Annotated in this window: 22 protein-coding genes; 15 read left to right on the top strand and 7 right to left on the bottom strand. The window is 66.4% G+C overall.

Features of this window, described 5'->3' with window-relative positions; translation table 11 throughout:
- Positions 1 to 91 precede the first annotated feature (91 nt).
- The 3 genes from GR303_RS05280 (at position 92) to GR303_RS05270 (ending at position 2,482) form a co-directional block, all read left to right on the top strand.
- The gene (locus tag GR303_RS05280; protein ID WP_161721055.1) at positions 92 to 1,345 is read left to right on the top strand and encodes a cation:proton antiporter; all 1,254 of its coding nucleotides are present in this window, start codon (positions 92 to 94) and stop codon (positions 1,343 to 1,345) included.
- A 115-nt stretch (positions 1,346 to 1,460) separates the two neighbouring features.
- Positions 1,461 to 2,207, top strand: coding sequence for a Crp/Fnr family transcriptional regulator (locus GR303_RS05275; RefSeq protein ID WP_246205214.1), 747 nt, complete (start codon positions 1,461 to 1,463; stop codon positions 2,205 to 2,207).
- Positions 2,204 to 2,482, top strand: coding sequence for a hypothetical protein (locus tag GR303_RS05270; protein WP_161721056.1), 279 nt, complete (start codon positions 2,204 to 2,206; stop codon positions 2,480 to 2,482). The genes GR303_RS05275 and GR303_RS05270 overlap by 4 nt, the downstream gene beginning before the upstream one ends.
- 87 nt (positions 2,483 to 2,569) lie before the next feature.
- Here GR303_RS05270 and GR303_RS05265 read toward each other — a convergent pair whose 3' ends face one another.
- Together GR303_RS05265 and GR303_RS05260 are read right to left on the bottom strand one after the other, a co-directional pair.
- Complete coding sequence (locus tag GR303_RS05265) at positions 2,570 to 4,009, bottom strand: UdgX family uracil-DNA binding protein (RefSeq protein ID WP_161721057.1); 1,440 nt, start codon at positions 4,007 to 4,009, stop codon at positions 2,570 to 2,572.
- Positions 4,010 to 4,262: 253 nt separating this feature from the next.
- Entirely contained in the window at positions 4,263 to 5,477 is a 1,215-nt protein-coding gene (locus tag GR303_RS05260) for a putative DNA modification/repair radical SAM protein (RefSeq protein WP_161721058.1), read from the bottom strand.
- Between the two features lie 685 nt (positions 5,478 to 6,162).
- On the opposite strand from GR303_RS05260, the gene GR303_RS05255 reads away from it, so the two are divergent.
- From GR303_RS05255 to GR303_RS05245, 3 genes are read left to right on the top strand one after another with little or no spacing between them, the layout of a single operon-like run.
- Entirely contained in the window at positions 6,163 to 6,708 is a 546-nt protein-coding gene (locus GR303_RS05255; protein ID WP_161721059.1) for a TRAP transporter small permease, read from the top strand.
- A gap of 6 nt (positions 6,709 to 6,714) precedes the next feature.
- Complete coding sequence (locus GR303_RS05250; protein ID WP_161721060.1) at positions 6,715 to 8,022, top strand: TRAP transporter large permease; 1,308 nt, start codon at positions 6,715 to 6,717, stop codon at positions 8,020 to 8,022.
- Positions 8,023 to 8,054: 32 nt separating this feature from the next.
- Positions 8,055 to 9,038, top strand: a complete 984-nt coding sequence (locus GR303_RS05245) for a TRAP transporter substrate-binding protein (RefSeq protein WP_161721061.1) — start codon at positions 8,055 to 8,057, stop codon at positions 9,036 to 9,038.
- Between the two features lie 255 nt (positions 9,039 to 9,293).
- Here GR303_RS05245 and GR303_RS05240 read toward each other — a convergent pair whose 3' ends face one another.
- Positions 9,294 to 9,716, bottom strand: coding sequence for an OsmC family protein (locus GR303_RS05240; RefSeq protein WP_161721062.1), 423 nt, complete (start codon positions 9,714 to 9,716; stop codon positions 9,294 to 9,296).
- A gap of 87 nt (positions 9,717 to 9,803) precedes the next feature.
- On the opposite strand from GR303_RS05240, the gene GR303_RS05235 reads away from it, so the two are divergent.
- Both GR303_RS05235 and GR303_RS05230 read left to right on the top strand, forming a co-directional pair.
- The gene (locus tag GR303_RS05235; RefSeq protein ID WP_161721063.1) at positions 9,804 to 10,445 is read left to right on the top strand and encodes a DUF1345 domain-containing protein; all 642 of its coding nucleotides are present in this window, start codon (positions 9,804 to 9,806) and stop codon (positions 10,443 to 10,445) included.
- A 42-nt stretch (positions 10,446 to 10,487) separates the two neighbouring features.
- A complete protein-coding gene (locus GR303_RS05230; RefSeq protein ID WP_161721064.1) occupies positions 10,488 to 11,036 on the top strand; it encodes a GNAT family N-acetyltransferase in 549 nt (182 codons plus the stop codon).
- Positions 11,037 to 11,126: 90 nt separating this feature from the next.
- Here the strand turns inward: GR303_RS05230 and GR303_RS05225 are convergent, their stop codons facing one another.
- The 3 genes from GR303_RS05225 to GR303_RS05215 all read right to left on the bottom strand — a co-directional run bounded on the left by GR303_RS05225 (position 11,127) and on the right by GR303_RS05215 (position 13,801).
- On the bottom strand, positions 11,127 to 11,675 hold the full coding sequence (locus GR303_RS05225) for a regulatory protein RecX (protein WP_161721065.1): 549 nt from the start codon (positions 11,673 to 11,675) through the stop codon (positions 11,127 to 11,129).
- On the bottom strand, positions 11,672 to 12,424 hold the full coding sequence (locus GR303_RS05220; RefSeq protein WP_161721066.1) for a phosphatase PAP2 family protein: 753 nt from the start codon (positions 12,422 to 12,424) through the stop codon (positions 11,672 to 11,674). Before GR303_RS05220 ends, GR303_RS05225 begins: the two co-directional genes overlap by 4 nt.
- A 192-nt stretch (positions 12,425 to 12,616) precedes the next feature.
- Entirely contained in the window at positions 12,617 to 13,801 is a 1,185-nt protein-coding gene (locus tag GR303_RS05215; RefSeq protein ID WP_343038382.1) for a winged helix-turn-helix domain-containing protein, read from the bottom strand.
- A gap of 173 nt (positions 13,802 to 13,974) precedes the next feature.
- On the opposite strand from GR303_RS05215, the gene GR303_RS05210 reads away from it, so the two are divergent.
- On the top strand, positions 13,975 to 15,486 hold the full coding sequence (locus tag GR303_RS05210; RefSeq protein ID WP_161721068.1) for an MDR family MFS transporter: 1,512 nt from the start codon (positions 13,975 to 13,977) through the stop codon (positions 15,484 to 15,486).
- Here the strand turns inward: GR303_RS05210 and GR303_RS05205 are convergent, their stop codons facing one another.
- On the bottom strand, positions 15,487 to 15,699 hold the full coding sequence (locus GR303_RS05205) for a hypothetical protein (RefSeq protein WP_161721069.1): 213 nt from the start codon (positions 15,697 to 15,699) through the stop codon (positions 15,487 to 15,489). It abuts the gene before it with no gap.
- A 423-nt stretch (positions 15,700 to 16,122) separates the two neighbouring features.
- Between GR303_RS05205 and GR303_RS05200 the strand changes: the two genes are divergently transcribed.
- The 6 genes from GR303_RS05200 (at position 16,123) to GR303_RS05175 (ending at position 24,220) form a co-directional block, all read left to right on the top strand.
- Positions 16,123 to 17,667 (top strand): helicase HerA domain-containing protein, encoded by a 1,545-nt coding sequence (locus tag GR303_RS05200; protein WP_161721070.1) that lies wholly within the window; start codon positions 16,123 to 16,125, stop codon positions 17,665 to 17,667.
- 100 nt (positions 17,668 to 17,767) lie between these two features.
- On the top strand, positions 17,768 to 18,418 hold the full coding sequence (locus GR303_RS05195; RefSeq protein WP_161721071.1) for a hypothetical protein: 651 nt from the start codon (positions 17,768 to 17,770) through the stop codon (positions 18,416 to 18,418).
- Positions 18,419 to 18,532: 114 nt separating this feature from the next.
- On the top strand, positions 18,533 to 20,386 hold the full coding sequence (locus tag GR303_RS05190; RefSeq protein ID WP_161721072.1) for an ABC transporter ATP-binding protein: 1,854 nt from the start codon (positions 18,533 to 18,535) through the stop codon (positions 20,384 to 20,386).
- A gap of 657 nt (positions 20,387 to 21,043) precedes the next feature.
- The gene (locus GR303_RS05185; protein ID WP_161721073.1) at positions 21,044 to 22,480 is read left to right on the top strand and encodes a M20 family metallopeptidase; all 1,437 of its coding nucleotides are present in this window, start codon (positions 21,044 to 21,046) and stop codon (positions 22,478 to 22,480) included.
- Between the two features lie 141 nt (positions 22,481 to 22,621).
- A complete protein-coding gene (locus GR303_RS05180) occupies positions 22,622 to 23,560 on the top strand; it encodes a ring-cleaving dioxygenase (RefSeq protein ID WP_161721074.1) in 939 nt (312 codons plus the stop codon).
- Positions 23,561 to 23,701: 141 nt separating this feature from the next.
- Positions 23,702 to 24,220, top strand: coding sequence for a putative pterin-binding protein (locus GR303_RS05175; RefSeq protein WP_161721075.1), 519 nt, complete (start codon positions 23,702 to 23,704; stop codon positions 24,218 to 24,220).
- The last annotated feature ends 27 nt before the right edge of the window (positions 24,221 to 24,247 follow it).

Raw genomic sequence — 24,247 nt, 5'->3', positions numbered from 1 at the left:
GCACCCTAATTGTGGCGGTTTAAGGGGCGGTTAACGGGGGTTAACCCCTTCTTCTCCGGAACTGCCGAGTCCGGACCGCGTTCGCCCGCTGATGAACGCCTACATCGTCGTGCTCGCCGGGTTCGGGGTGGTCGTGCTGCTGACCGCCTGGCTCCCCATGGTCCTCAAGGAGCTGCCGCTCTCCCTGCCGATCTTCTGCGTCGGGCTGGGCGCGCTCATCTTCGCCTTTCCGGATCTTCCCGGAGTCATTCCCCATCCGAACGAGGAGCTCGCCATGGTCGAGCGCCTGAGCGAGTTCGTGGTCATCATCTCGCTCATGGGCGCGGGCCTGAAGATCGACCGGCCCTTCGGCTGGACGCGCTGGCGGCTCACCTGGCGGCTCCTCGGCCTTGCCATGCCCCTCACGATCCTGGCGCTCGCCTGGCTCGGCACGAGCCTTCTGGGGGTGAGCCTGGCCGCCGCTTTGCTGCTGGCGGCCTCCCTTGCCCCCACCGATCCGGTGCTTGCCAGCGACGTGCAGGTGGGACCGCCGGGGGACCGGGAGGAGGACGAGGTGCGCTTCACGCTGACCTCGGAGGCCGGCCTCAACGACGGCCTCGCCTTTCCCTTCGTTCTGCTGGCCATCGCCTTCGCCCACGAGATCAGCCTCACGGGCGTGGCGGAGTGGTTCGCCTATGCGGTGCTCTGGAAGATCGCCGCCGGCATCGGCATGGGCTATGGGATCGGGCGGGCGCTGGGCTGGCTCACCTTCCACCTGCCGAACCGGGCCAAGCTGTCGCGCACGGGGGCGGGCTTCGTGGCGCTCGGCATCACCTGCATCGCCTATGGCCTGACGGAGATGGTGAAGGGCTACGGCTTCCTTGCCGTCTTCGTGGCGGCCCTGGCCCTGCGGGCCACGGAGCCGGAGCACGAATATCACCAGAAGCTCCACGACTTCGCGGAGGAGCTGGAGCGCCTCATGATGATGGTGCTGCTCGTCCTGTTCGGCGGCGCGATGACCGGCGGCGGCCTGTTCGATGCGCTCACCTGGCCGGCAGCCGCATTCGGCCTCCTGGCGCTCTTCGTGGTGCGCCCGCTCGCCGGCTGGGTCAGCCTCGTCGGCACCGATCCGCCGCCCGGCGAGAAGGCAGCGATCGGCTTCTTCGGCATCCGGGGGCTCGGCTCGATCTACTATCTCGCCTACGCCCTGAACCACGCGAAGTTCGACAATGCCGATCTTCTCTGGAGCACCGCCGGCTTCATCATCCTGGTCTCCATCGTGCTCCACGGCATCACGGTCACGCCGGCCATGCGGCACCTTGATCAACGCCGAAAGGCGGAAGGCTCGGCCGAGAGACCAACATAGGTTAGTGACGGTCGTTTACTTCCGTGCCATGATGTTCTCATCATCGGCAACCGATCATAGGCGCTGATGCCTGAGAGATCCGTGTGCTCCCGCCTGTCAACAGGGGAGCGCCATCTTGGACGCCACTCATCCTTTCACGACGGCCATTCTCATCCGCAAGCTGGAGAGCCTCTTCACGCTGACCGATGACGAGCGCCAAGCCGTCGAAGCCTTGCCGATGCAGATCGTGGCCATCAAGGAAAACCAGGACATCGTGCGCGTGGGCGATAACCCCTCCCGGTCCTGCTTGATCCTGAGCGGCATTGCCTGCACCTACAAGATCACGGGAGACGGCAAGCGCCAGATCCACAACTTCCACGTCCCCGGCGACATTCCCGACCTGCAAAGCCTCCACCTGAAGGTGCTGGACAACAGCCTCGGCACTCTCACCCCCTGCAGTGTCGGGTTCATCACCCATGAGGCCCTGGACGAGCTGTGCGAGCGCCACTACCGGATTGCAAAGGCCTTCTGGCGCGAGACCTTGATCGATGGGGCGATCTTCCGGGAGTGGATGACCAGCATCGGGCAGCGCGAAGCCTATTCGCGCGTCGCCCATCTTCTATGCGAGATGATGATGCGGCTGAGGGCGGTAGGGCTGGTCAACGGCTCTAGCTGTCATTGGCCGATCACCCAGGCCGAGATCGGCGATGCGCTCGGCATCACGACGGTGCACGTCAACCGGGTTCTGAAAGCCATGCGGGCCGACGGCCTCATCGAGCTGAAAGGCGACCGGCTGAACATTCCCGACTGGGAGAAGTTGATGCAGGCAGGTGACTTCGACCCAACCTATCTTCATCTGGAGAGCCACCAGGTAGCTGCATGAGTTTCACCCTTCGGCCCATACGCGTTGCGACGGGCTTCGACGAGGAAGGCATGATGGTCCTCGATGAGGAGCAGAGGCTGGTGGCGGTGCTGGTGCGCCTCTCAGACCGGAACGAGGTGGCTCCGGGGCAGTGGTACCTGGAAGCCGGCTTCGGCCGGATCGACGGGCTGAGCCATCCGATTTTCCCCGATCTCGACCAGGCCCAGGCCTGGATCAGCCAGCGGCTCGCCCCGGACATCCATCGGGGCAGCTTGCCCGGTTCGAAGCTGCCTTGATCGGCCGTCGCAGGGTCGATCATGGTTCGAACCTGCGCAATGCTGCCTGCCGAAAACCCTCCCCGCTGCGCATGCTCGCGGACGATGCTACTCCGCCGCCAGCGGCAGCTCGCCCGTGTCCAGGTCCGCCTGCGCGAGATCGTGGATGCGGCGCAGGTCGTCGAGGAACGCCTCGTAGGCCTCCCGCTTCGTGGCCTCGTCGGGCAGGCGCAGCAGGTAGCTCGGATGCACGGTGATGTAGCCCTGATAAGGCCCGAGCTGCGCCCGTCCGCGCGAGCGGGTGATCGGCGTCGCCTTGCCCGTGAGCGCGAGCACGGCGGTTGCGCCCAAGGCCACCACGAGCTTCGGTTTCACCAGCTCCAGCTCCTTCATGAGCCAGGGCCGGTAATGCTTCACCTCGCCGGCGGTGGGCTTGGCGTGGATGCGCCGGTGGCCGCGCTGCTCGAACTTGAAGTGCTTGACCGCATTGGTGAGGTACGCCTTCTCGCGATCGATGCCCGCTTCCTTCATGGCCTTGGCCAGAAGCTTGCCCGCGGGACCGACGAAGGGCCGGCCCTGCAGGTCCTCCTGGTCGCCCGGCTGCTCGCCCACGAAGACGATCTCCGCATGTTGAGGCCCCTCGCCGAACACGGCCTGGGTGGCGCCGGGCACCAGCGGTCCCGCCTTCGCGATGATGGCGTTGAGCTCCTTCAGCGTCTTCGGCTCCTGATCCCACATGGCTTGAATCGCGCGTTCGGGCGTGCGTTTGGCGGGCATGGTCGCCTCCTGTTCGATCATCCGTTCAACGCGCTGGGCGGCGGTTTGGATCAACCCGGGAATGGCGGCGGTCTCGGGCATGTTGCGCCAGTATTTTTTGGGCATCTCGGCCCGCATCGCGGTGGGGTTGACCCGCGCCGGGTTGAACACGCTCTCGTAATAGCCGCGCCAGCCCTCCTCGAAGCTGTCGCCGTCGGGCGCCTCCTCCCGCGAGGCAGGCGGGCCGAAGGCGAGCGCCGCGCGGTCCCAGCGCATGGAGCCGATGGGCGTGAGGATCGTCCAGTCGAGGGAGCGGAAGCGGTCGACGAAGAACGGGGCCGCTGCCTCGAGAATATAGTGCTCCGGCTCGAACCAGGCGGCGAAGCGCTCAAGTTCTCCCTGCATCCGGCGGAAGCGCACGAAGGCGTGCATCTTGTGCAGGTCGCGCCTGACGGAGCGCGCCATCAGGTCGATGCGGTGGACGAGCGGGTCGCTTGCGACCTCCAGAAGGTCGCGCTCGCCGTTGAGCACGCGCCAGACGAGCTGGTAGAGCAGGGCGTAGCGTTCGGGATCGTGATGGCAGACCACCTGCTCGATCAGCCGCGCCACGCCCTTCGGGATGGAGACGGGCGGCGCGTCGGCAACCGTCTCGTCGCCGAAGAGGCCCGGCGCATCGTCGATGGCGAACACCACATGCTGCGGCGCCAGCTCCTCCGCAACGAGCTGCCGCACCGCCTTGCGAAAGCCGTTCAGATCGGCGCCTGCCTTGAGAGTGATGCGGTGGAGACTCATGAGTGCTCTCCATTGTCATTCCCAGCCAGAGCGCATCGGAGTTTAAGGACAAAGCGCGGTTCCCCTCTCCCCTTGTGGGGGAGGGCCAGGGAGGGGGGTACGGCGCTTACAGGCTGACCGTTGCATCCGGTTGACCCGTGGCTACCCCCCTCTCCAACTCTCCCCCACAAGGGGGGAGAGGGCTCCAGCGCTCTTGGCGTCCAACAGTCTGGGGTTCTGTTTCGCAACCCTGGGATGACGGCTGAACCTCTGCTCATGCAAACAAGCTCAGCTGTTCAGGCTTCTCGATCAGCCGCTCGCGCAGGTCGAGCTTGTCGAGCCTGGCTTTCGGATGATGATCGGTTGTGACGAGGAAGGGTTTTGCGCGCTTCAGGCCCGAGGTGAGGCGGGCGACATCCTCGAGGCGCAGCATCGTGTGCCGTCGCGCCACCACGATCTTGTCCACGGCGCGGGCGCCGAGGCCCGGCACGCGCAGCAGCATCTCGCGCTCGGCCCGGTTCACGTCGACCGGGAAGCGGTGGCGGTTCTTGAGCGCCCAGGCGAGCTTCGGGTCGACGTCGAGGTCGAGCATCCCTTTCTCTCCGCTGGATGCGATCTCGTCCACGTCGAAGCCGTAATAGCGCAGCAGCCAATCGGCCTGGTACAGCCTGCTCTCGCGCATGAGCGGCGGCGATTTCAGGGGCAGGATCGCGCTCGAATCCGGGATTGGGCTGAAGGCGGAGTAGTAGACGCGCCTCATGTCGTAGTGGCCGTAGAGCTTGGCCGATGTGCGCAACACATCCGCATCCGTGCTCTCGTCGGCACCGACGATCATCTGCGTGGTCTGGCCGGCGGGGGAAAAATGGCGGCGCTCCTCCCGGGCCTCCTCGATGCGCTCGAACATCTGCGCCATGGCGGTTTCGATGGAGGCGCCGTCCTTCTCGGGCGCCAGCTGCTCCAGGCTGCGCTCCGTCGGCAGTTCGAGGTTGATCGACAGGCGGTCGGCCCAAAGCCCCGCCTCCTCGATGAGCCAGGGGCTCGCCTCGGGGATGGTCTTCAGGTGGATGTAGCCGCGAAAGCCGTGATCGCGCCGCAGCTTCTTCGCCACCAGGATCATCTGCTCCATGGTGTAGTCGGGCGAGCGGATGATGCCGGATGAGAGGAACAGGCCCTCGATGTAGTTGCGCTTGTAGAACTCGACGGTCAGCGTCACCACCTCGTCGACGGAGAACTTCGCCCGCTTCACGTTGGACGAGCGCCGGTTCACGCAATAGGCGCAGTCGAACAGGCAGTAATTGGTGAGCAGGATTTTCAACAGCGACACGCAGCGCCCGTCCGGCGTGTAGGCGTGGCAGATGCCGGTTCCGACCGTGGAGCCGAGGCCGCCCACATCCGCCTTGCGCTTGGGCGCGCCGGAGGAGGAGCAGGAGGCGTCGTATTTCGCCGCGTCCGCCAGGATGCGCAGCTTCTTCGAAAGCTTCTCGTCCATGGATCTTCCGCACAATTGTTCGTGTTTTGTTCTAGCACGGAGATGGGGCGCTGGCGAGGGTTTCGGAAGAGGGCGGGAGGTCGCACGAGGAAGGGGGCTCTGCGTCATCCCGGGGCTGCGCAGCGGAACCCGGGATCGTCCGAAGAGAGTGGCGCTGGAACTCTCCTCCCCCACAAGCCTCGGGCCTGCCCGAGACTTGCCTTTGGTCTGCCGCAAGTCGGGAACACCCGACTTGCGGCGGGGAGGAGTTGGAGGTGGGGGTGTGAGCGAGAGCCTATCCGCGTGTGGCGCCTGTTCACCTCTCCCTGAGGGAGAGGTCGGACCGTCAGGTCCGGGTGAGGGGTGACAGCCCTCTCCGGAGACCGCTCTCCCCCTCACCCTCGCTGTGCTCGACCTCTCCCCGCCGGGGAGAGGTGAACCTGCGTCACGCTGGTCCAGGTCAGCGCCGGCACCCCCACCCTGACCCTCCCCACAAGGGGGAGGGAAACCTGCGCTCGATCCTGCACGCGATCCCGGATCGGCTTCGCCGTCCGGGATGACAGCGCAAGTCTCGAAACATGCCTGCCCACGACTTGCGCACCAGAGACGGAAAGCTTGTGCATTCGGTCAGGAAGAGACCCTTGCCCCCGCCTGCCGTCGGGTTAAGCTCTGGCTCGCGCATCGGGCGCGAAAGAAATCAGGCTGCATGCTCCGTTCCGCCCTCGACGGTCTCTACCTCCTCGCCGGCTATCTCGCCGGCCTGTTTCTCCTCATCATCTTTCTCCTCATGATGGGCCTGTCCCTCGGGCGCGGTGTGGGAATCAACATTCCGGCCGGGGACGATCTCGCCTCCTGGTCGATGGCCGCGATGGCGTTCTTGGGGTTGGCCCATACCTTCCGGTCCGGGGAGATGATCCGGGTGGGATTGCTGGTCGATCGTCTGCAGGGGCGAACCCGCTGGTGGTTCGAAATCTTCTCTCTGGTGATCGGCCTCGGCTTCGTGGGCTTCTTCGCCTGGCACGCGGTGCAGCTCACCTATGACAGCTGGCGCTTCAACGACATGGCTCAAGGGGTGCTGGCGATCCCGCTCTGGATCCCGCAGATCGGCTATGCCACCGGTCTCGTGATCCTGTTCATCGCTTTCCTGGACGAGTTCGTCCACGTGCTGCGCGGCGGCGATCCGCGCTACGAGAAGCCGCCTCCCGCCACCGCCGAAGAGGTGGTGGAGCGCGCGCTCCAGAGCGGGGTGTAGGGCGCAATGGAGCTCATCGAGATCTCAGGGCTTCTGCTCCTGCTGCTGGCGGTGCTGCTCGCCGGCGGCGTCTGGATCGCCATCGCGCTCATGGCCTGCGGCTGGGTCGGCATGCAGTTCGTGGGCGGCGGCATTCCGGCGGGCTCGGTGCTCGCCACCACGATCTGGGGCAATTCCGCCTCCTGGACGCTGGCCGCCTTGCCGCTCTTCATCTGGATGGGCGAGATCCTGTTCCGCACGCGCCTGTCGGAGGAGATGTTCCGGGGGCTTGCCCCCTGGCTCAACTGGCTGCCCGGGCGGCTGATGCACGTCAACGTGCTCGCCTGCGGCCTCTTCGGCTCCGTCTCCGGCTCGTCCGCCGCCACCTGCGCGACGGTGGCCAAGATCGCCCTGCCGGAACTCAAGAAGCGCGGCTACGACGACATGGTGAGCCTAGGCAGCCTCGCGGGTGCCGGCACGCTCGGCATCCTCATCCCGCCCTCGATCACCATGGTGGTCTATGCGGTGGCCGCGAACGTCTCCATCATCCAGATTTTTCTGGCAGGCTTCCTGCCGGGCCTTCTCGTGATGGCGCTCTATTCCGGCTATATCGCCGTCTGGTCGCTGCTCAACCCGAAGAAGGCGCCGCCGCCCGAGCCCGCCATGAGCTTTCGCGAGAAGGTGCGGGAATCGGCCAACCTCATCCCCGTGGCGCTCCTGATCGCGCTCGTCTTCCTCACCCTGCTGCTCGGCTGGGCCACGGCGACGGAATGCGCCGCCTGGGGCGTGCTCGGCTCTCTCGCCATCGCCTGGTGGTCGGGCTCCCTGTCGTGGGATTCGTTCTGGAAGAGCGTCATGGGCACGACGCGGATCACCTGCATGATCATGCTGATCCTGGCGGGTGCCTCGTTCATGTCGACCTCCATGGCCTATACGGGCATTCCGCAGGCGCTCGCCACTTGGGTCGACGGGCTGAACCTCTCGCCCTATGCGCTCATCGCCGCGCTCACGATCATGTACATCCTGCTCGGCACCGCGCTCGACGGCATCTCCATGATCGTGCTCACCACGGCGGTGGTGATACCGATGGTGAAGACGGCGGGCTTCGATCTGATCTGGTTCGGCATCTTCCTCATTCTCGTGGTCGAGATGGCGGAGGTGTCGCCGCCGGTCGGCTTCAACCTCTTCGTGCTCCAGACCATGTCGGGCAGGGATTCGAACACGGTGGCGCTCGCCTCGCTGCCGTTCTTTTTCCTGCTCGTGGTGGCGGTGGCGATCATCACGGTCTTTCCGCAGATCGTCATGGTGCTTCCGCAGATGGCCTTTCCGGACTAGCGTCGTTCACAACAGCAGAGGGAGACAGACCGATGAAACACATGACGCGCCTCACCCTAAGCCTCGCCGGTGCGCTGCTGATGGCAGCCCCCGCGCTGGCGCAGACCAAGTGGAACCTGCCCGCGGCCTATCCGCAGGACAACTTCCATACCGAGAACCTGTCGCTCTTCGCCAAGGACGTGGCGGACGCCACCGGCGGCAAGCTGCAGATCGCGGTTCACGGCAACGCCTCCCTGTTCAAGGCGCCGGAGATCAAGCGCGCGGTGCAGACCGGCCAGGCCCAGGCCGGCGAGGTGCTGATGTCGCTCCACGAGAACGAGGATCCGGTCTACGGCCTCGACGTGGTGCCCTTCCTCGCCACCTCGTTCGACCAGGCGAAGAAGCTCTGGGACGTGCAGCGCCCGGCCCTGGAGAAGAAGCTGTCCGGCCAGGGCCTGATGCTGCTCTTTGCCGTTCCATGGCCGCCGCAAGGCATCTTCGCCAAGAAGGACATCAACACCGTCGAGGACCTGAAGGGCGTGAAGTGGCGCTCCTACAATCCGGGCACCGCGCGCATCGCCGAGCTCGTCGGCGCGCAGCCGGTGACGGTGCAGGCCGCCGATCTGCCCCAGGCGCTCGCCACCGGCGTGGTCAACACCTTCATGACCTCGGGCGCGACCGGCTACGATTCGAAGGTGTGGGAATCGCTCACCCACTTCTACGACACCCAGGCCTGGATCCCGAAGAACATCACCTTCGTCAACAAGGCCGCGTTCGATGCCCTCGACAAGCCAGCGCAGGAGGCGGTGCTCAAGGCCGCCAAGACGGCCGAGGAGCGCGGCTGGAAGACCGCGCAGGAAAAGACCAAGTGGTACGTGGAGCAGATGGCCGCCAAGGGCATGAAGGTGCAGCCCCCCGGCCCCGAGCTGAAGGCAGGCCTCCTGAAGATCGGCGAGCAGCTCACGGCGGATTGGCTGAAGAAGGCCGGTCCCGAAGGTCAGGCCATCGTGGATGCCTATAAGAAGGCGGGGTCGTAGCAGGCCGAAGCTTCACGCGTCATCCCGGACGCGCCAGCCGATCCGGGATCGCCTTCAGAATCGAGCGCGGGTTTCCCTCCCCCTTGTGGGGAGGGCCAGGGTGGGGTGCCGGCACTGAAACGGCGCCAGACCTTATGAGGTGAGCGCTCACACCTCCACCCCACAAGGGGGGAGGAGGGTTTCCGGCGCCACTCTCGTCGGACGATCCCGGGTTCTGCCGCGCAGCCCCGGGATGACGGGTGATTGATAGGGAAGTTACGCCAGCGTGAAATCCATCGTGATCTCGGCGTTGAGCACCTTCGACACGGGGCAGTTCTTCTCCGCCGCGCGGGCGAGCTCCTCGAATTTGCCGCGGTCGATGCCCGGCACATTGGCCTTGAGGGTAAGCGCCGATTTCCTGATCGCAAATCCGCTGCCTTCCTGCTCGAGGGAGACCACCGCCTCCGTGGCGAGCTCGGTCGGCGTGAAGCCCGCGCCCTGAAGCTGGAAGGCGAGCGCCATGGTGAAGCAGCCCGCATGGGCGGCCGCGATCAGCTCCTCCGGGTTCGTGCCCTTCTCGTTCTCGAAGCGGGTCTTGAAGGAATAGGGCGTCGAGGACAGAACGCCGGAATCCGAGGTGAGGTGGCCGGTGCCCTCCTTGCCCGTGCCCTGCCAGACGGCTCTTGCCTTGCGGTTCATCCTGATCTCCTTATGCAGTGAGGCTTGGTGATCTAGAACAGGGACGGCCAACCTCCAGAGGCCGCCATTTGCGTGACGAGGTGAGCCATGATCCATCTCGAGGCCCGCCTGCGTCCGCGGCTTCTCGGCTCGGCCGTCGTGGCCTGCCTGGTCTTTGCCGCTCTGCCGTGGTCGTGGCTGGTGAACTCGCGCCTGCTCGCGGCGTGGGACATCGGGGTCGTGTGCTACCTCGCGCTCGCCGGGATCATGGCCTTGCGTTCCTCCACGGCCAAGATGCAGGAGCGGGCGGCGCAAGAGGACGAGAGCGCCGTCGTGGTTCTCGCCCTGACGCTGGCGGCCTCCGTCGCCAGCCTCGCCGCCATCGCCGTGGAGCTCGCCGGGATCCGCGATGGTCAGGCGGGGCAGCAGGCCTCCCGCCTCGGGATCGCCGCTGTCACCATCCTGTGCTCATGGTTCTTCGTGCACACCATCTACGCCATTCACTACGCGCACGAATATTACGGCGATGGGGGCGAGCGCCGGGGCCTGGTCTTCCCGCATGAAAACCGGCCTGACTACTGGGACTTCCTGTATTTCTCGTTCAATCTCGGTGCGGCGGCCCAGACCTCCGACGTGGCGATCGTCTCCCGGCGCATGCGCCGCCTCGCGCTGGCGCACACGATCCTGTCCTTCCTCTTCAACACCACTGTTCTGGCGCTTGCGGTCAATGTGGGGGCCGGGCTGCTATGAACACGGTCGATCCTGCAAACACTGCTACAACCGGGTTTTCCGATGTCCAGTCACGCTCCTTCGCCTGGTCTTGCTCCCGACATTGAGACCGAGCGCCTGATCCTGCGCGGGCACCGGCTGGACGACTTTCCCGACAGCCTCGCCCTGTGGAGCGATCCGGAGGTGACCCGCTTCATCGGCGGCAAGCCCTCCACCCGCGAGGAGACCTGGTCGCGCCTCCTGCGCTATGCCGGCCATTGGTCGCTGCTCGGCTTCGGCTACTGGGTCGTCGTGGAAAGGGAGACCGGACGCTTCGTCGGCGAGGCGGGCTTCTCCAATTTCCGGCGCGAGATCGAGCCGTCCCTCGACGGCATGCCCGAGATCGGCTGGGCGCTCGCGCCCCATGCGCAGGGCAGGGGCTATGCGACGGAGGCTGCGCGCGCCGTCATTGCCTGGGGCGAGGCGCATTTCGGCCCGGTGCGGACCGCCTGCATCATTGCTCCGGAGAACGCGCCCTCCATTCGCGTGGCTCAGAAATGCGGCTACCGGGAACTGTGCCGCACCACCTACAAGGACAATCCCACGATCATGTTCGTGCGGGACGGCACCTAAAGCGCTTTTTTAGCGAAGTGGGTCCGGTTCGCCGCCAAAAAGCGTGGCTAAGCAAAGACTAGAGCTGATTCCACGTCAGAGGAATCAGCTCTAGGCTTCGTCCTTGTCCCGCTCGCCCTCGATGACGCTGCGCGCCACGTCGAAGCGGAAGCCCGCGCGGGCCATGGCGGCCAGATCCTTGTCGCGGTAGGGCGCGCGCTCGCCGGGCCGGAAGGGTCCGAGCTTGCGGCGGCGGGCGAAGGCGCGGGCCGCCTGCTCCTCGTCGTCCTCGTGGCCATCTTCGAGCGCTGCCGCGATGGTGGTGCGGTCGACTCCCTTGGCGGAGAGCTTCGCCTGGATGGCGCGGGCGGAGCCGCCCCGGCGGCGCAGGGTGGCGACGCGGGCCTGCGCATAGCGCGTGTCGTCGATGAGGCCGCTGCGCAGGCTTTTGGCCACCGCCTCGTCGATCATGTCCTGGAACTCGGCCGGGTCCTCGCCGCGCAGGCGGCAGCGCTTGTCCACCTTGCGCCGGAGCACGCGGCGCAGGTTCTCCGCCGAGGAGGCATAGCGCTCCAGATAGGCGAGCGCCGCCCGCTGCAGATAGGCCTCCGTCACCTTGCGCGGCGGTTTAGCGAGGGGCTTGTCGGTTGCGTCCGTCATTCCGGCTTGGCGTCCGATGCGGGCGAGGTCTCTCCCGGCCTCTCTACTTGCCCGCGCCGCTGCAGCTGCAGGGCCACGAACCAGCACAGGGCCGCCCACGCGGCACCCACCGCCCAGCCGGCCACCACGTCGCTCGGCCAGTGGACGCCGAGATAGACGCGGCTCACGCCGACCAGCAGGGTCATGACGATGGCAAGCCCCATGATGAAGGCGCTGGCGCGCCGGCTCCTCTCCACCCGGGCGAGCAGGGCGCCGAGGGTCAGATAGGTGATGGCCGACATCATGGCATGGCCGCTGGGGAAGCTTGCGGTGTAGATCCGGGTGGCATGGGGCACCAGGTCAGGACGGGGCCGCTCGAAGCCCATCTTGAGGCCGGTGGAGATCAGCATGCCGCCGACGATGGCGATCAGCACCAGAAGCGCCGCGCCCTGCCTGCGGGTCATGAGCAGATAGACCCATGTGGCCAGGGTGATGATCGACAGGATGGCGTAGCCGCCGAGCCCCGTGATGTCCCGCGCCGATTCCTCGAGCCAGGAGGGGCCGAGGGGATTGGCCGGGTTCTGCGGATCGCGCAGGGCCAGCAGGAGCTCGCTGTCGAGCGCATGGGTCTCGCCCTCCTGCACCTCGTCGGCAAGCTCGATGAAGGCCCAGGCGAAGAAGCCGCAGGCCGAAAGCGACAGGAGCGGGCCGATCTCGTTGAGCCGCAGGCGGATCCACAGGCGGGTGGCGGGGGCGAGAAGCGTGTTCATGGCCTCATGACATAGGAAAGGATGGGGCGTCTGGCGAGGGGCTTCAGTTCTCTACGGACGTCATCACCGGCCTTGTGCCGGTGATCCGAATTTTTTGAAGCGCCGCGCTCTTCGGATCGAGATGGCCGGGACAAGCCCGGCCATGACGCGGTGGTCATCAGTCTTGGTGCTTGCAGGCTGGGATCGCTGCCGTCAAACCTGCAGCCGCCTCCGCCACTCCTTCGGCGCGGTGATGGAGCCGAGGTTGAGCCACTCGGTCATGAGACGCAATTCATCTCCAAGCGCGGGGGCGATCTCCTCCGGCGTAACCCCGGCCTCCGGATGAATGGAATGGACGATGAGATTGCCCGCGGCGCGGTCGGCCTTCAGGTCCGTGCGGGCGACGATCCGCTCGCCCAGCACGAAGGGCAGGCAGTAATAGCCGAATTCCCGCTTCTCGGCGGGCGTGTAGATCTCGATGCGGTAGCGGAAGTCGAACAGGCGCTCCGTGCGCGTGCGCTCCCAGACGATGGGGTCGAAGGGCGACACCAGCGCCCGCGCCTCGACCCGGCGCGGGATCTTCGCCTGCGGGTCGAGATAGACCGGGCCCCAGCCCTCGACCGTGACCGGGATGAGATCGCCCGCCTCCACCAGTTCGGGAATGCGCGCCTTGGCGTCCTGCGGCTCCAGGCGGAAATAGTCGCGCAGGCAGCGCTCCGAGGCGATGCCGAGCGCGCGGATGGAGAGGCGCAGGAGTTCCCGCTGCGCCTCCTCCGCCGAGGGTGTCGGCGCGTTCAGGATCTCGGGCGGCAGCACCCGCTCCGGCAGGTCGTAGAGGCGCTCGAAGCCGCGCCGCGCCGCGGTGGTGACCTCGCCGGCCCAGAACAGCCATTCGAGCGCCCGCTTGCCGTCGCTCCAGCCCCACCAGGAGCCCTGGCCCTTGCCGCCGATGGAGAGCTCGCCCGCCCCGATGGGTCCGCGCAGCGCGATCTCGCGGCGCACCTCCTCGATGAAGGCGCGCTTCTCGCGCCCGAATCGGGCGAGGCCCCCATAGATGCCCTCGCCCCGGGCGGCGCGGGCCATGCGCCAGCGGAAGAGCGGCTGCAGGTCGAGGCGGATCAGGGAGGCCTCGTGGCCCCAGTACTCGAAGGTCTCGCGCCTGCGCCGGTGGTAGGCGATCGTTTCGAGAAGGCCCCGGTCATAGGCCCCGAGCCGCGAGAACAGGGGCATGTAATGGGCCCGCACCAGCACGTTGACCGAGTCGATCTGCAGGAGGTGCGAGCGCTGCAGCGCACGGCTCAGGTGGCGCCGGGAGGCGGCGGCGGGGCGGCCCTCGTGAAGCCCCTGGGCCGCCAGGGCGATGCGCCGGGCCTGGGCGAGGGTGATTCGGGTGCGGATCGGCATGGCGCGAACAATAGAGGAACAGCGCTCTCCGGTGCCAGCATCCGCGGACGGAACCTGTGGACGGAGCCGGCGCTTGGTCCATTCTTCGACGCGAACGCATACCAGACCTGCAAAGGATGATCCGGCACGGCGGCGGCCCCTCCCCTAGATGTGCCTGCCGGAACGCGATGGACCCGATGGATCAATCACCCGCACCACAGACCCGTGCCGACCGGAAACCCGCCCTGAGCCAGGCCGAGATCCGCACCATCATCGTGGGCGTGCTGCTCGCCATGTTCCTGGCGGCGCTCGACCAGACGATCATCGCGACCGCCCTTCCGACCATCGGGCGCGAGCTCGGCGACCTGGAGCACCTGTCCTGGATCGTGACGGTCTATCTCCTGACCTCCACCGCCGTGACGCCGCTCTACGGCAAGCTCAGCGATTCCTATGGCCGGCGCAGCATCATGCTGATCGGCATCGTGGTCTTCATCGTCGGCTCCATCGCCTGCGCGCTGGCTCCGACCATGTTCGCGCTCATCCTCGCCCGCGGCCTGCAGGGCATCGGCGGGGGCGGGCTGATCGCGCTGGCCCAGACCATCATCGCCGATCTCGTGCCGCCGAAGGAGCGCGGGCGCTATCAGGTCTATTTCGCGAGCGTGTTCATGACGTCGAGCCTGCTCGGGCCGGTGCTCGGCGGCTTCTTCGCCGAGAAGCTGCACTGGTCGGTGATCTTCTGGATCAACCTGCCGCTCGGCCTCCTCGCCTTCGCGATCGCCTATCGCAGCCTGAAGCGCCTGCCCCGGTTCGAGCGCCCGCACCGGCTCGATCTTCTCGGGGCCGCCCTGCTCGTCACGGCCACCGTCGTCCTGCTCCTGGCCCTGAGCTGGGGCGGCATCCGCTATGCCTGGGGCTCCGGGCCGATCCTCGGGCTTCTGGCGGGCTCGCTCGCCCTGTGGGTTCTCTTCGCTCTGCGCATGCGTCTCGCCCCCGAGCCGCTGATCCCGCCGGGCGTGCTGCACAATCCCGTCGTGCGCATGGCGACCCTCTCCGCCTGCTTCGGCATGGGCACCTATATCGGGCTGACCATCTACCTGCCGGTCTATTTCGAGACGGTGCGCGGCCTCTCCGCGAGCCTCTCGGGGCTGGCCCTCATCCCCCTGATGGCCGGCACCGTGGTGGGCGCGACCCTGTCCGGCCGCACCATGGCGAAGGTGACGCACTACAAGCGGCTGCCGATCGCCGGGCTCCTGGTGGCGATGGCGGCCACGGGCGTGCTCGTTCTCTACGGGGAGGCCCTGTCGATCGCCGCCGTCGAGGTCATTCTCGCCATCGTCAGCATCGGCCTCGGCACGGTCCTGCCCGTCACCATGGTCACGACCCAGAACGCGGTGGCGCCGCACCAGATGGGCACGGCGACCGGCACGGCCAATTTCTTCCGTTCCCTCGGCGGCGCCTTCATCGTGGCGGTCTTCGGCGCCATCGTGCTCAGCGGCTCGGGCGTGACGGGAGCCGCGAGCTTCGAGGCCCTGGGCGAGGCGGCCGCCCGAAGCGGCATCGATCTCGCGGATGTCTTCCGCTCCGTGTTCGTGGCGGCCATCCTGGGCTTCGGCCTGTCCCTCGCCTTCCTGCTCGCCCTGGAGGAGCGGCCCCTGCGCGGCGGCGCCGCGAAGGCCGCGGAGGCGGCCGTCGCGGATTAGTCAGCCCCGGTTCCGCGAGCGCAGGTAGAGCAGCACGATGGCGAAGATGATGATCAGCCCCGAGATCATCATCCCGAAAATGCCGAAGGCCCCCTCCGTCTCCGCCGCGCCGGGCGGCGTGGTCTGCGATCCCGGCGTCTCGATGCCGGGGGTCGTGCCCTGGGCGCGGACGACCAGGGCGTCATGGGTGATTCGGTGGGCGGGAATCGGCATCGTCCATCCTATGATTTGGCTCATAAAGGGTGCCGTACGTTTCCCTCCCCTCTTGCGGGGAGGGAGGGCCGCGTAGCGGCCGGGTGGGGGTCGCAAAGTCGGAACTCCCCACAGCTTCAGAGATCAATAAGGCTGCTACAGCGCTTCTCACGTTAGGCTGCTCACCCGGTCGCACCACCCTCACCCCTACCCCTCCCCGCAAGGGGGAGGGAAGAGCAGCTTATGGCTTTATGAGCCAAGCTCGAAGGGGCTCGTGGCCGGAACCAATGATCCTCCGGCGCAAGGGTTTCCTTCATCCTGCGGCGTCGTGGCTGGGGATAGGGCCTCTCGCCTGTGGAGAGCTCTCGATCGCCCGGCACTTCCATAAGCCTTGCCGTGTTAGGACCGTGCCGGGTTTCGACGGCAATCGCACGAGGGAGGCTGATGAAGGCTGGCATCGACATGGGAGTGACGTCCTCCGCTCCGGGGGGGCAACCGGCGCTGCTCGATCTGGAGGAGCTTCTGGCGACGCGTCTGCTCGTCCAGGGCAATTCCGGCTCCGGCAAGTCGCATCTCCTGCGCCGCCTTCTCGAGCAGAGCGCCCATCTCGTCCAGCAGGCCGTCATCGACCCGGAGGGCGATTTCGTGACGCTCGCCGACAAGTTCGGCCATGTGGTGGTGGACGCCTCCCGCTCCGAGGGCGACCTGCAACGCATCGCCGCCCGCGTGCGCCAGCACCGGGTCTCGGTGGTGCTGAGCCTGGAGGGTCTCGACGCCGAGGCGCAGATGCGCTGCGCGGCGGCCTTCCTCGGCGGCCTCTTCGATGCGGAGCGCGATTACTGGTACCCGATGCTGGTGGTGGTGGACGAGGCGCAGCTCTTCGCCCCCGCCGCCGCGGGCGAGGTGTCGGACGAGGCGCGAAAGGTCTCGCTCGGGGCCATGACCAACCTCATGTGCCGCGGCCGCAAGCGCGGGCTTGCCGGCATCATTGCCACCCAGCGCCTCGCCAAGCTCGCCAAGAACGTGGCCGCGGAGGCCTCGAACTTCCTCATGGGCCGCACCTTCCTCGACATCGACATGGCCCGCGCCGCCGACCTTCTGGGCATGGAGCGCCGCCAGGCCGAGATGTTCCGCGACCTCGAGCGCGGCCATTTCGTGGCCCTCGGGCCGGCCCTGTCGCGCCGCCCGCTCCCCATCCGCATCGGCCCGGTGGAAACCTCCACCCGCACCGGCACCTTCAAGCTCGTGCCCTTGCCCGAGCAGCCGAAGGAGGAGGCCCGCGACCTCATCTTCAAGGCGGGCGAGGACGAGGTGGCCGCCCGCCCGGCGATGCCGCGCCGCGCGCCCCCGCCGCCGCCGGCCCCCTCCACCAACGATCTTCTCGCCCAGCTCGCCCGCTCGCGCCCGGCCGCAGCACCCGAGCTGCAGGCCGAAGAGACCGAGCAGTCCAGGGCCGAGCGCGAGGCCGCCCTCGACGCGATCCTGCGCGAGATCCTGGACGACAGGGAAGCCGCCTTCCGCTCCGTGGCCGTGCTGTATCAGGATTTTCTCGTCCGCTGCCGGATCCGCCGGGTTTCCGGCGAGCCCCTGAACCTCAACGCCTTCCGCCGCCGCCTCGCGGTCGCCCGCGCCGGCGTCGACACCGCCACCACTGATGGCACCGAATGGGACCGGGCGGTGGCCTTCGCGTCGGATCTCGCCGAGGACATCCAGGGCATCTATCTGCTCATCGCCCGCGCCGCCATGGAGGGCTCGCCCTGCCCGCCGGACGGCGAGATCGCCCGGGCCTGCGGCAGCCGCTCGCCGGGCCGCGCCCGGCGCCTCATCGCCTATATGGAAAGCCGCAACATCGTCGTGACCCGCAACGACCCGCGGGGCTTGCGCATCATCGCGCTGCCCGATCTCGGCTGGGAAACCGGCCCCGGCGACCCCAACGCCTTCGAGGAGCCGCAGGGACCGGAGACGCGGGATCTGTTCGCGGTGGGGTAGGCCGTTTAGTCGAGCTTCGTAAGAGTGCAGGTCCCTAAATTGTCATCTGACTAGAAACCGTCATAGAACATCTGTTGGATTAATTCACCGGTTCAGCACAGTGACGCAGGACATATCTTCTATCCCTCTTACTGAGGCTGAACTCGCGCGTGCCGCTGTCACGAAGAAACGGCTCGGTTTGTTTGTGCTGATGATCTATTTGTCTCCCATCATCAGCCTAATCATTTCAGCGTTTTACATACATTCGCAAGATATATGCTGTTCAACAGCAACATATATCATGATGAGCGTTCTAGATTTTTCTGCGCCAGGAATTGCTGATTTCATCAGATTTAACATCAAGTGGAAAGCTTCGTTCAGGGATGTTTTTGTGTTGATTGCCTTCAATGTTTCTCTCGCAACATCACTCTTGTCTCTGCCGATCCTATTTCTCGTCATAAAAGATCTTGGACTAGAGTACTACAAAGTTGAGTCGCAAAGCAGCGATAAAGTCCGCATACGCCATGTAAGTTCCGAGATCATGACTGGGATAGGGGGCTTGGCCTTTGGATTGTTCATGATTTTCATCATACAGTATATAGATGCCTCTACATTGAGCAAGAAAAACAAGTTTAATGATATAAAACTTTTGATGTTTGTTCCCATCGCCTTTCCAGTGGCAATGACTCTTTTTCTTTGTTTCGTAATGCAGTTGAAGAAAGCGGCGCTCATATACAGAGCACGTCGGGAGGACAGATCCGATTGTACGTGACTGCTGTAAACAGTCGACGGATTGATGAGGCAATCGTCACCCTCAAGCCAAACATTGCTGCATCATTCCGGCCGCTGGCCCGTTTGATTCGGGTCGAAACGCACGCAGGCCCTGATGTTCCGCTTTTTCGAGACCCGCATCGATTTCCGAAAAAAGCCGCCGGAGGAAGCGCCGCCGGATACGCTCTGGGGCTTCTACTGGCACTTCATCCGGCAGGCAAAGGGCTTATTTCTCGCGCTCTTCGCGCTGGGCTTCGTGCTCGCTGTGGTCGAGGCGCTCGTGCCCTGGCTCATCGGCCGCCTGGTGAACGCCCTCTCGACCGCCACACCCAAAGGCATCTTCGATGAGGCCGGGCCGCTGCTGATCGCCATGGCGGCGATCATCCTGCTCGTGCGGCCCCTCGGCACGATCCTGTTCCGGCTGCTGGTCAACCACTCGCTCGCCGTCTCCTTCACCACCATGGTGCACTGGCAGAACTACTGGCACGTGGTGCGCCAGCCCTTAAACTTCTTTCAGGAGGACTTTGCCGGGCGCATCGCCAACCGGGTGCTGCAGACGGGCCGTCCCTTGCGCGAGACGGTTCTCTCCGTGGCGCGGGCCGTCTGGCAGATCCTGATCTTCGGCGCGGCCTCCATCGGGTTGATGGGAACGCAGGATTGGCGCCTCGCCCTGCCCATGGCCGGATGGTTCGTGCTCTATGCGGCGCTCCTCGGCTTTTCCGTGCCGCGCATCCAGAAGCTCTCGCGCCTGTCGAGCGAGGCGCGCTCCGCCGTCACCGGCAAGGTGGTGGACAGTTTTACCAACATCATGACGGTCAAACTCTTCGGGCGCCGCAAGGACGAGGACGAGTACATCAGCGAGGGCTACAGCCGGCTCAACGACGCCTTCATGCGCCAGCAGCGCGTCAACACGCTCTACGTGGCGGGGCTGACCTTCCTGAACGCCGTCTTCCTGGTCGCGACCGGCGCTGTGGCCGTGTGGCTCTTCAGCGAGAACCGCGTCGATGCCGGCACCATGACCACGGCTTTGCTGCTCTCCACCCAGATCGTCTCCATGTCCGGCTGGGTCGCCTTCGAGGTCATGGGCATCTTCGAGAACGTGGGCACGGTGCAGGAGGGCATGAAGACGATCTCGCGCCCGCTCACCATGCAGGACAAGCCGACCGCAAGGCCCTTGAGCGTGTTGCGCGGCGAGATCCGCTTCGAGGATGTGAGCTTCTCCTACGGCGAGGGCGACAGGGTGATCGACCGGCTCAACCTCACCATCCGCCCGGGCGAGAAGATCGGACTCGTGGGCCGCTCCGGCGTCGGCAAGACCACGCTGGTGAACCTGCTGCTGCGCTTCTTCCTCCCGCAGGAGGGCCGCATCCTCATCGACGGGCAGGACATCGCCGACGTGCAGGAGGAGAGCCTGCGCGAAAAAATTTCGGTGGTGACGCAGGACACGTCGCTCCTGCACCGTTCGATCCGCGAGAACATCCTCTACGGGCGGCCCGATGCCAGCGAGGAGGCCATGCGCGAGGCCGCGCGGCAGGCCCATGCCACGGAGTTCATCGAGCGCCTCGTGGACGGCCGCGGCCGGCGCGGCTTCGACGCCCATGTGGGCGAGCGCGGGGTGAAACTCTCCGGCGGCCAGCGCCAGCGCATCGCCATCGCCCGCGTGATCCTCAAGGACGCGCCGATCCTGGTGCTCGACGAGGCGACCTCGGCCTTGGACTCGGAGGTCGAGGCCGCGATCCAGGAATCTCTCGCCACGCTCATGGAGGGCAAGACGGTGATCGCCATCGCCCACCGCCTCTCGACCCTCCAGCTCATGGACCGCCTGATCGTCATGGACGAGGCGCGGATCGTGGAGGAGGGCACCCATCGGGAGCTGCTGGAGAATAACGGCCTCTATGCCGGCCTCTGGTCGCGCCAGTCCGGCGGGTTCCTGGCGCCGCGCGGGGAGACCAGGGACGAAGCGGTGTGAGGGGCGGGGTCGTTCGGGGCGGGCCGGGAGAGGGGGAGTACTGGGTGAGCACGGCCCCTCTCCCGGCCTGCTGTGCAGGCCACCCTATCCCGCAGCGGGGAGAGGGCGAGGCGCGGGTGCAATGTTCTTACTTTGTTCTTGACAGTTCGCCTAAGCTCGGCTATATCATGGCTCATCCTCGTCCGGTGAGGGGCGCGCTCGCGAGGCGTCGCAGATGCGGGACGGGGCGCGGTCCCGCCGCAGGTCTCGCAAACCTGTGGTCGCGGGAGGCCGACCCTGGGCTCTGCCGCAGGAGGTCCGCCTGAAAAGAACCGTGCGCGAAGAGGCCGTCCGGCTCTTCCATCCACACCACCACCCATCGAGCCGGGCTGCCCCAAGCGCCACCCTCGAGCAACCCTGACGGCTCGCAGCTCACGCTGCGGGCCCGAAGGCGCTGGATCTGTGACATTCATCAGCGTCATCCCGGACGGCGAAGCCGATCCGGGATCGCGCAAACCAGCCGGCACCGTCATCCAGCGCCGCGCTTCACACGACCGGGATCGTCCGCACGAGGCCGGCGACGGCGGAAATAAAAGCCTGGCCGCATCGCACCCTTTCACCCGCGCCCGATCATGGGTAAGTTCGCGCCATCCCCATTGTCCGAGATGTCGTCACGCCATGCACAACGATCGCCTGAGCCTCGAGGCCATTGCCCGCCATGTGGACGCGAAAGCCGAGGATTACTGCGCCTTGAGCGACCGCATCTGGGCAATGCCGGAACTCGCCTTCGAGGAGCATCGCTCGGTTCAGGAGCAGATCACTATCCTGGAGCGCGAGGGCTTTCGCATCGCGAGGAACGTCGCCGGCATGGCCACCGCCTTCGTGGCCGAATGGGGCTCGGGCGGTCCCGTGGTCGGGATCCTCGGCGAGTTCGACGCCCTCCCCGATCTGGCGCAGGAATCCGGCCGCACCGAGCACAGGCCGACGGTGAGGGGCGCGCCGGGCCATGGCTGCGGCCACAACCTGCTCGGCGCCGGTTCCGCGCTCGCCGCCGTCGCGCTGAAAGATGCGCTCCAAGCGGAGGGCATCGCCGGCCGGGTGCGCTATTACGGCTGCCCGGCGGAGGAGAGCGGATCCGGCAAGACCTTCATGGCCCGCGCCGGCCTGTTCGACGATCTCGATGCCGCCTTCTGCTGGCATCCGAGCGTGGTCAACGAGGTGCAGACCACCTCGTCGCTTGCCTGCATCCAGGCTTACTTTCGCTTCCGCGGCCGCGCGGCGCATGCGGCCGCCGCGCCCCATGTGGGCCGCTCGGCGCTCGATGCGGTGGAGCTGATGAATGTGGGCGTGAACTACATGCGCGAGCACATGCCCTCCGATGCGCGCGTGCACTACGCCATCACCAACACCGGCGGCGATGCGCCCAACGTGGTGCAGGCCTATGCGGAGGCGCTCTACCTCGTGCGCTCGCCGCATCTGCCGGACGCGGAGCGCCTGTTCGAGCGCGTGAAGAAGATCGCGGAAGGCGCGGCGCTGATGACGGAAACCGCCGTCTCGGTGCAGATCACGGACGCCACCTCCAACATCGTGCCCAACAGGGCGCTGCAGGAGGCCATGTACGAGAACATGCGCCGCCTCGGTCCGCCCGCCTTCGACGAGGCGGACCTCGCCTTCGCGGAGAAGCTGCAGAAGGCCGCGCTCACGGAGGAAGAGATCCTTGCCAGCGTGAAGCCGCACGATCTCTCGCTCAAGACCAAGGTGCTGCACGACGGCGTGCTCGCCATGCCGGCGCGGGAGGAAGTCTCCATGGGCACCACCGATGTGGGCGACGTGAGCTGGATCGTGCCGACCGTGCAGTGCCACACGGCCTGCTTCGCCATCGGCACCCCGTTCCACACCTGGCAGCTCGTGGCGCAGGGCAACCTGCCTGCGGCGCACAAGGGCATGGTGCTCGCCGCCAAGGCCATGGCGGCCACCGCCGCCGACTGCCTGCGCAACCCGGATCTCGTCGCCCGCGCCAAGGCGGAGCTGAAGGAGCGCACCGGCGGACAGCCCTACCGCTGCCCGATCCCGGACGATGTGACGCCCGATGACCTGCGCGCCAAGGCCGCCTGACGGCAGGACGGCCCATGGCCGTGAACGTTCCGCCGGGAGCCGGGGCGTTCTTGCATTTCGGCAAACCCATCTTGACCCTGAAGGGCTCGCCCTGGCGCCGGTGCAGACTTATCTACGCTCCTGCAACGAAGAGAGCCTCCCATGAAGCTGACCGGAATTCACCATCTCACCGCCGTCACCGCCGATGCGCGCGGCAACCACGCCTTCTACACGCAGGTGCTCGGCATGCGGCTCGTGAAGAAGACGGTCAATCAGGACGATGTGAGCGCCTATCACCTCTTCTATGCGGACGGGCTGGCCTCTCCCGGCACCGACCTCACCTTCTTCGACTGGCCGGTGGAGCGCGAGCGGCGCGGCACCCACAGCATTTCGCAGACGGCGCTGCGGGTGAACGGGATGAAGGCGCTGCAATGGTGGAAGGAGCGCCTCGACAGCCGCCATGTGCGCAGCAGCGAGATCGTCGAGCGCGACGGGCGCCTCTCCCTCGACTTCGAGGATTTCGAGGGCCAGCGCCTCAGCTTCGTGGATGACGGCGGGCAGGGCGAGGCGCATCCCTGGGAGCGCAGCCCCGTGCCGGCCGAGTACCAGATCCGGGGGCTCGGCCCGATCCGGCTCAGCGTGCCGAAGCTTGAGCGCACGGCCCGGGTCCTGACCGAGGCCATGGGCATGCGGGCCGCGCGGGAATACCGCGTGGGCGACACCCCGGTTCATGTCTTCGACATGGGCGAAGGCGGCCCCGCGGCCGAACTGCACATCGCCGTCGAGCCGGGGCTCCCGCCGGCCCGGCCCGGCGCGGGCGGGGTGCATCACGTGGCCTTTCGGACGCCGGACGAGCGGAGCTACCAGGAATGCTGGGAGCGCCTGCAATCCTTGCGGGCGCCCTCCAGCGGCCCGGTGGATCGCTACTACTTCCGCAGCCTCTATTTCCGCGAGCCCAACGGCATCCTGTTCGAGATCGCCACCGACGGGCCGGGCTTCGCCACCGACGAGCCCATGGACAAGCTTGGCGAGCGTCTCGCCCTGCCGCCTTTCCTGGAGCCGCGCCGGGCGCAGATCGAGGCCGGACTCAAGCCGCTCTAGCGAGCCTGCCACACGGTAAAGGTCCGTAAACCGTAACAATACCTGCACGAGGCTTTTGCTTCGTCTGCACTGTTGTGCAAGACTTGCCCGAATTCTATGTCTATTCGTGTTTTTTCAGATTGTGCCTCGTAGGGGATCTTGATGTTCGGCGCCAAGACGGGAAGGGGCCTGGCAGGGGCCTTCATTGCATTCGTGGCCCTCATGGCTGCGGCTCATGCCGCCTCGCTGGCCGCACCGGCTGAAAGGCCGATCCTGACGATCTCGGGCAAGATCTCCAACACCAACAAGGACGGCACGGCGCAGTTCGACCGGGCGATGCTGGAAGCCCTCGGCATGACGGCCGTGGAGACGACGACGCCCTGGCACGAGGGCAAGGTCAGGTTCGAGGGCGTCCCCATGGACAGGCTGATGAAGCATGTGGGGGCGGCGGGGCAGCGGCTCATCGTCGTCGCGCTCAACGACTATGCCACGGAGATCCCGATCGAGGATGTCAGCCGGTTCAACGTGATCCTCGCGCTCAAGCGCAACGGCGAGTACATGCCCGTGCGCGACAAGGGCCCGCTCTTCATCGTTTATCCGTTCGACAGCAATCCCGACCTGAGGACCCAGACCTACTATGCGCGCTCCGCCTGGCAGGTCGCCAAGATCGAGGTGAGATAATCCAAGGCCGGCGTGGCCCGGAGGCGC

This window comes from Microvirga arsenatis (assembly GCF_009910705.1).
Lineage (GTDB): Bacteria > Pseudomonadota > Alphaproteobacteria > Rhizobiales > Beijerinckiaceae > Microvirga > Microvirga arsenatis.
The sequence above is the reverse complement of the archived record's forward strand: the minus strand, read 5'-3'. Positions and strand labels throughout refer to the sequence as shown.